We start from the raw sequence: 7,533 nt of genomic DNA, 5'->3' as shown, positions 1-7,533 counted from the left end.
ATGTCTTAACCCTTGTTGTAAAGGTACACAACTAACTTCGTTTAAAAAGTCTAATTCTTCTTGCTTTTTCCAATCGGTTAGCATTGAAGAAGTTTGAGCATATCCTACTCTTTCTTGCTTTTCGTACCATGCTTGTGTTCGTTCGTGGAGAGCTTTATTGTAAACTAATCTTACACAGCCCAAGGTGCGCCGCAATAGCGACTCTTGTTCGGGTGTGGGGTAAAATCGAAACCAATAGGCTTTTTCCATGGGGAGCATTTTAGCATATATTTCGTAAATGTGTTAATATTTAACAGTAAAGCCGTCGTAGAACGACGGGGTTTCAGACCCAAAATTTTCGATGAGCGATCGCAAAGACCCAGAAAAACTCGCTTCGGAAAATAGGGCTGATAACCCGGAAAATAACGGTAAAACCAGTTTATCGCCCCCCGATGCCTCCGAATACGTCTCCTCTTTATCTTCCCGTAATCCTGTGCGTCAGCGCATCCTACTATTAAAAGATCTTCGACCGGGTAACGCGGGGTTACTACTGGCCCCCCTGATGGTGATGACCATCGGCCTGGTCTTTAGCTGGGACTGGTTAGGCTTTTCTGGGGCGATAGTAGCGATATTAATATCTTTACAGGTAATTTTGCCCTCTATTCGCCAGTGGATCGCCCATTATCTCACCCCCTCTGAACGTCAGACGGTTTTTGCCTTTATAGTTTTTATAGCTGCTCTGGCAGCATTAGGGAAATATTTAGGAGTTTACGGGCGAATATTGCGATGGTTAGAGAGTTTTAAATACGATGAGTTTGGTTCCTGGGCCGAGTGGGTGGGGGCCTTGGGACAGATTATGATCGCCGTGTTAGCGGTCTATGTGGCCTGGGAACAGTACGTTATTTCTAAGGATTTAACCATACAACAAAATCGCATTACCCAACAACAGACGATCGATTCCTATTTTCAAGGGATTTCCGATCTAGCCTTGGATGAGGAGGGATTTTTAGAAGATTGGCCCCAGGAAAGAGCGATCGCAGAAGGTCGCACCGCTTCCATCCTCAGCAGTGTCGATGCCTCTGGAAAAGCGAAAATACTGCGTTTTTTGAGTCAATCGCGGCTATTATCACCGATTAAACGAGATCGTTATCTAGGCAGACCGATTCTAGACGGGGAAGGGGGTTATGCGGAGGATCGAGAGTTCGGTACAAGAGTAGTACAATTGGGGGTAATGTTAGCGGGGTCAGACATTTCTGGGCAGGATTTGCGCTGGACGGATTTAAGCGAAGCGAATATGGTGCGGGCCGATTTAAGTTATAGCGATTTGGTGAAAGCAAATTTATCGCGGACAATTCTCTACGAAGCTAGTTTAAGAGGGGCAGATATGAAAGGGATGCGTTTATTTTATGGTTCCCTAGAAAATGCTACCCCCCGCAGTCGTACCATTCCCCCCAATTATGACACTGGAGAACACACGGGAGCAGTGGTAGAAAATGTCAATTTTACCGGGGTGAAAAACATGAGCGAGGAACAACGTCACTATTGTTGTCGTTGGTGTGGGGAAAAGTCGCGCGCAACCATTCCGGGAGGATGTGGTGATATTGCCAATCTTTTGGGCCGTTAACGAAAAACCCTAATTAGAATATCTCCTCATCGGTAAGGGCAGTGCTATAATCATCGGTATTAATGGCCAATAATTCCCACAAATTTATGAATCAAAAAGTCTTTATTCTTGCCACTGCTTCCGCTAGTTTATTAGCCCTATTAGTTACCACTAACTCCGTACAAGCTGCCCCAGAGTCCTTTCATCCTAGTTTCAACACCGAGAACTTAGGTGACATGATTATCGGCAAGACAACCGGCGAAGAAAATCCGATTTTACGTCATCTTAATTGTAGTTGTGCCACCTGCACACAATCCTTTAACTCCTCACTCAATTGATAATTTTCCACCCCAACGATCCTGGGGTATAAAAGTCCGCTCTAGATTAATTTTTGCCACGGGTTCTGTGAGGGTAAATTCTCCCGATTCGATTAGTGCTTTTAATTCTAAAGCGGCTTCCCGGGCCAAGGAAATACTTGCCAAAGGAGCCACCCTAACACTTTTTCCCTCGATCATAATCCGACCGCTTTTTAGTTTAGCGTAGGTGATTAAACCAAAGGTAGGACGGACTCGCCGGGGAATAGAAAAATCCACCACTGGAGCGACAATTTCCTCATCTTTTACCGCACAATGTCGAACTATTTCCTCGCTTAAAATTGGAATTGGTACTGCTACCCCTAACATTAAAGAAGCCCCATAATTTTTGAAATAACAACCCCGCACCCAGCGAGCATTCATTTGTTTAGCATCACCAATTAAGGCTAAGGTGGAAGCCGGTCCAATAGGAGTTCGATTTTGTAGGCGTTTTTGCAGGGGAAAATGTTGGGTTCCTTCCCAGGCAATATAACCGATTCCTCCTCCTAAAAAAAGGCGCGTACCGATGCCTATAGCCTCTAAATCGGGGTCATTTAACAGGGGAGAAATTGCCCCTGGGTTAGAATAAACTGCATTACCTAATCTCGGCTGTAGTGGTCCTAAATAAGTATATAAAGTCCGCTCTCCCCCATTGACTCCGACGATAAAATTCTGGTAGAGATTGCGAGGATTAAAAAGATAAAATTGATTGATAGTCTCCTTAGAAATAATCGTTTCAAAAGAAGTGCGAGGATAACAATCGGTGGCCTGGCCGACAGCGCGCAATTGAATCGATTTTCCAGCGATTAAATCCTCAATAATATGTCCGCCACCCCTTTCGGGATTTTCTCCCTCTAAATTCTCATTTTTGGCCGCTAGATCACTAATAGCACTGGCTCCTAAATATAAATCCACCGCCCCAAAACCGGCATAAGCAGGAATCCCATCTAACCAACATTGACGAATTTTTATCGGCGGATCCGTCTGACCTAAATTAATAATTGCCCCCGAAGATTCCATCGGTTCAAAAGTTCCCGTACAAACCACATCTACTTGGGAAAAAACCTCCTTAATTCCCATCTCGGTAACGCGGCTTTTTAATTCCTCTACTGTCCAGACTACAGCCGTTTTTTTAGCGATTTTGTCGTTGATTTCAGCGATTGTTCTCATAATAAAAATTGGCAAGATGGGGGTTAGGGAGCTTTTTGCTGTTGTCAGTAAACAGTAATCAGATTTGAGTTTTCAGTGAGTGGTATTAACTGAGCAGTATTAAATGGCCGTAACAGTGCTGTCTTTTCACTGATTACTGATTACTGATCACTGATCACTGTTATAAGATGAAAAAGGGAAAATTTACGATCGAAGCTTTTCTATGACAGTTACACCCGTTTCAGCCTCCTTTAATCCTGTTTCTGGTCTAGTTAACCGTATTCTCGGCATAAAACCGCTTTTTGACATCGCTCGCTATCAGGCGCGCAATATGATGATTAAAAGAGCCGAAAAACTAGGCGTACCTTGGCGAGAAACCGTCAAACAATGGCAGCAACGGGATTGGAGTCGGGAACTGCAAGCGATAGAAAATCCCGATCTCGTCTATCCCGAATACTACGTTTGTTCTTTCCACGCTTACGAAAAGGGCAATTTAGACTGGTTGCCAGCTTTTGAGGTAGAATCTGCCGCCTATGCTGTCCATTCTACCATCTGGCCCGGGGCGGGGATTGACGGCGATCCGCGATTGCGACGGGAATATCACCGGATATTGAAGGAGCAAATCAAGGCAGAAATTAACGATATTGTCGATTTAGGCTGTAGTGTCGGCATGAGCAGCTTCGCACTGCAAGATACTTATCCTCAAGCGCGGGTAACTGGTTTAGATCTCTCTCCCTACTATTTAGCCGTTGCCCAATACCAAGCTCAACAAAAACAAAAGACGATTCAATGGCAACACGCAGCCGCAGAAAAAACTCAATTACCTAGTCAGTCCTACGATCTGGTATCTTCGTTTTTAATGTTCCACGAACTACCCCAACAGGCTACTAGAGAAATTTTCGCCGAAGCGCGTCGTTTATTGCGATCGGGGGGTTATTTGACGCTAATGGATATGAATCCGCGCTCGGAAATTTATCGAAAAATGCCCCCTTATGTCCTAACCTTACTCAAGAGTACCGAACCCTATCTCGATCAATATTTTACTCTCGATATCGAACAGGCATTAGTTGAAGCCGGGTTTCAACCACCGATCATTACCCCCACCAGTCCCCGACATCGAGCGATTGTTGCGCGGGTTTCCGAATCATAATTTTGAGGTAATCAATGAAGATAATTTTTCGTCAAAGTTGGACAAAGATATTAACTATTGTCCCTATCTTCCTGTTAATTTTTGCCAGCAAAACCCTTGCCCATCATGCCATGGCAGGGCAAACTCCCGATAATTTTTTGAACGGATTTTTATCGGGTTTAGCTCACCCGGTTATCGGTTTAGATCATTTAGCTTTTGTGGTGGCTAGTGGTTTAATTGCTGTGGGGATGGAACAGGGTTTATTAATTCCGATCGCTTTTGCGATTGCCACTTTAATCGGGACGGGTATTCATTTACAGGGTATAAATTTACTCTTTCCTGAAGGGATTATTGCCCTTTCCGTGGTGATTTTTGGCGTGATTTTAACCCTGAAAAAAGGTTTACAAACTCATTCTAATCTCTATACGATCGCCCTGGCAACTTTGGCAATGATCGGGGGAATTTTCCACGGTTATGCCTACGGAGAATCAATTATCGGGGCGCGGGTTGCCGCTTTAGTTGCCTATTTAATCGGTTTTACCGTCATGCAATTAGCGATCGCATCTGGTGCTTTTTTCCTTGGCAGTGTCATCAAGGAAAAATTAGCCAAGCAAGCAACTCTAATTAGCAAGTTAATCGGATTGGCAATTATGGCGATCGGTACAACTTTTTTAGTGGGAATTAAGTAAATTAATCTCGATGGGGCTAATTATTAATGGCTCTCTTGAGGTTATGGTGATCAGCAAATCTGATCGAAGAAAGGGCGTACACTATACGCCCCTACCAATCACACTAGGTGCAATATAGGGGCGCAGCCTCGATAGTGCGATCACAGATTGTCTAGAGAGTTTGTAAGGTGGAAAATGCCCACCTTACATTCAAGCTAAAATAGAGCCAAGGAAGTTAGTAGAGAGAGAATGCTATTTTGTCAGCTATGAGCCAAACCTTACCTAAAACTGTTAATTTCGAGGAATTCGTCCTTTGGCTTCCTGAAAATTCTGGATTGCGTTATGAGCTACACAATGGAAATATTATTGAAATGGCACAACCCGCAGGAGAACACGAAGAAATCAAAGGATTTTTAACTGTTAAACTCAGTGGAATAATTGATAGACTAGGACTTCCTTATTTAATTCCTAACCAAGCGATTGTCAGACCTGCTGGTAAAAATTCTGGTTATTTTCCTGATGTATTAGTGCTAAATCGAACAAATCTTGCTCAGGAAAAATTATGGAAAAAAGAATCAATCCTTAGGGATGGTGCATCTATCCCTCTGATCATTGAAGTGGTATCGACTAACTGGCGTGATGATTACTACTTAAAATTTGCTGATTATGAAGAAATGGGTATTCCTGAATATTGGATTGTTGATTATGCAGCCTTGGGTGGGCGTAATTTTCTCGGCACTCCTAAACAACCGACCATCTCTGTTTGTCGCTTAGTTGAGGAAGAATATCAAATTCGACAATTTCGAGACAGCGATCGCCTGATCTCCCAGACTTTCACGGAATTAAATCTCACTGTCAATCAGATTTTCTTAAGTATGTAGAGCTTGCTGAATAAATCTAAAAACCTTGTTGGATAAGACTTTTAGACTTTTTGAAAATCAAAAAGTGCCAGTACTTGGAGTGATCGGGGGGAAAATTCAGGTACTTTTTCCCTTTTTTAGGTTTCAGAGGGGAAGTAACCAAACAGTTTTTTATAATCAGATGCCAGATATCCTCGGTGAAAAAAACCTAATTCTTCAGCAATTTCATGAATTAATTTTGTCTGATTATTTTGGTTAAGAGATTGATGTAAAGCATTAAGACGAAGCAATTTAAAATAATTGTAAGGAGACATTTGATAGAAGTCTTTAAATATATATTCTAAGGTGCGTTGACTTACTTCTAGTTCTTGACAAATCGTTGGAATAGTAAGATCAGAACGCAGATTTTTTCTCATCATTTCTTCGGCTTTTTTGAGGATAGAGGTGCGTCTGATAGTGTTTTTAGGAGGTTTAATATCTTTGGTTACTGCTAAAGTCAAAAGAAAATCTTTGACAATTTCTTCTTTTAATTTTTGACTGACAAAATTCAATCTTAATGCTTTTCTTTGCTCAGATATTTGTTGGCGATTTAAATTAAATAGCATTTGATAAAGTTGATGACAAGATTGTTGGAGATGACGAATTTTTTCCGATGGGCAAATCACAATAGAAGAAGCGGAAGCATTTAAAAACTTTTTCGCTTCTGGTAGCTCTAAAGTTTGGCACAATTGCTGCAGATAATTATCATTAACGTAAAGATGAAAACGATTGGAAAAAGGCTGTTGAAAAACGGAAATTTCTGATTTAGGGGGCATAATCCCCAGATAGTTATTTTCTAATGAGTACAAATTTTGGAAGAAGACAGAATTCACTTGAAGAGGAATCGCAAAAACCCACATTTGAGAATGGATTACTCCTGCAACATTCGTTAAACAATTACGTTGAGCTAACTCTAACATCACTTCATTGGTGATGATCCTTGAAAGATACCCTTCAAAATAATCGCCACTGAGTTGTAAAGCATCTAAGTTGAGAAATTCTCGATTCTGAAAATAGCGAGAAAAGTCACAAACATATTCACTTTTAAAGGTTAATTCCTGAGAATTAATGAAAATATTGGTCTTATTGTCAAAAATAAACATCTATATATAACTATTTGGTTATTGAGTGAAATCATTTTTTTTTTGCCCATCAATTTAAAAACTTGCGTTTTTTGGATCATCTTAGCATAGCGGAGTGAGTAGTATGAGTTACAGCAGAGTTGGTTTGTTAATTTTGTCCATCAGTGTAATTCCAGTTAAATCTCTCACTTTTTTCCGTTATCAATTACTCAGGAGATTTCGATGGCTAAACAATATATGCCCCTTGAAGATTGCTCTGGGTCTGCGGTATTGGGTGGAGAAATTCCGCAATTACGTCCCCCGGCATTTTCTGATGCTCCAAAATATACCACATTTAGCTATACCTATTATCCAGGGGTATCAGAAATTTACGAGGCTGTTGCTCCTAATATTAGCACTCGTTTCTATGCGATCGAAGCAGCTATTGATTTCTCCAAAGCTAAAGGGGACTTACAGGCTGTTCTGATGGCGCACGGCGGATATTTTGGTGAACATGGTTTCTACATCTATCAGGGAAAACTATGTTATGTCTTTGACATCCTCGCCGCCGTAAAACGGACGGCGATTCCTCACCACGCCACTTTTTTAGGGTGGTCGCTGAACGGGGTTGACGCTTCACAGGAAGGATACTGCTACCTTAGCGGTAGTCTTATGCCTTCCTCCACGTCCAT

At 41.8% G+C, this 7,533-nt stretch carries 8 protein-coding genes and 1 pseudogene; 6 read left to right on the top strand and 3 right to left on the bottom strand.

The genetic code is table 11. From position 1 onward, the window contains the following. Positions 1 to 249 (bottom strand): helix-turn-helix domain-containing protein (locus tag IM322_RS01850; RefSeq protein ID WP_287713083.1); only part of this gene is annotated, 249 nt, incomplete at its 3' end. A 91-nt stretch (positions 250 to 340) separates the two neighbouring features. On the opposite strand from IM322_RS01850, the gene IM322_RS01845 reads away from it, so the two are divergent. Next, a complete protein-coding gene (locus IM322_RS01845; RefSeq protein ID WP_287676012.1) occupies positions 341 to 1,603 on the top strand; it encodes a pentapeptide repeat-containing protein in 1,263 nt (420 codons plus the stop codon). Positions 1,604 to 1,689: 86 nt separating this feature from the next. Further along, entirely contained in the window at positions 1,690 to 1,920 is a 231-nt protein-coding gene (locus tag IM322_RS01840; protein ID WP_041803927.1) for a hypothetical protein, read from the top strand. Here the strand turns inward: IM322_RS01840 and IM322_RS01835 are convergent. Then, positions 1,909 to 3,105 carry a homocysteine biosynthesis protein gene (locus tag IM322_RS01835; RefSeq protein ID WP_002795668.1) on the bottom strand — a complete coding sequence of 399 codons (1,197 nt, stop codon included), beginning with the start codon at positions 3,103 to 3,105 and terminating at the stop codon, positions 1,909 to 1,911. The genes IM322_RS01840 and IM322_RS01835 overlap by 12 nt on opposite strands. A gap of 202 nt (positions 3,106 to 3,307) precedes the next feature. Between IM322_RS01835 and IM322_RS01830 the strand changes: the two genes are divergently transcribed. From IM322_RS01830 to IM322_RS01820, 3 genes are all read left to right on the top strand, one after another. Beyond that, positions 3,308 to 4,234 (top strand): class I SAM-dependent methyltransferase, encoded by a 927-nt coding sequence (locus IM322_RS01830; RefSeq protein ID WP_287676010.1) that lies wholly within the window; start codon positions 3,308 to 3,310, stop codon positions 4,232 to 4,234. 14 nt (positions 4,235 to 4,248) lie between these two features. Continuing rightward, the gene (locus tag IM322_RS01825) at positions 4,249 to 4,902 is read left to right on the top strand and encodes a HupE/UreJ family protein (protein WP_287676009.1); all 654 of its coding nucleotides are present in this window, start codon (positions 4,249 to 4,251) and stop codon (positions 4,900 to 4,902) included. 245 nt (positions 4,903 to 5,147) lie between these two features. After that, complete coding sequence (locus tag IM322_RS01820; protein ID WP_286825275.1) at positions 5,148 to 5,762, top strand: Uma2 family endonuclease; 615 nt, start codon at positions 5,148 to 5,150, stop codon at positions 5,760 to 5,762. 116 nt (positions 5,763 to 5,878) lie between these two features. On the opposite strand, the gene IM322_RS01815 is transcribed toward IM322_RS01820, so the two are convergent. Further along, on the bottom strand, positions 5,879 to 6,883 hold the full coding sequence (locus IM322_RS01815) for a helix-turn-helix domain-containing protein (protein WP_287676008.1): 1,005 nt from the start codon (positions 6,881 to 6,883) through the stop codon (positions 5,879 to 5,881). 216 nt (positions 6,884 to 7,099) lie between these two features. Between IM322_RS01815 and IM322_RS01810 the strand changes: the two are divergent. Further along, positions 7,100 to 7,533 (top strand): annotated as a pseudogene (locus IM322_RS01810) (hypothetical protein); the annotation flags it as partial.

Source organism: Microcystis sp. M109S1 (assembly GCF_020247025.1).
Classification (GTDB): domain Bacteria; phylum Cyanobacteriota; class Cyanobacteriia; order Cyanobacteriales; family Microcystaceae; genus Microcystis.
Note: the sequence above shows the minus strand (reverse complement) of the source record. Positions and strands in the feature narration are given on the sequence as shown.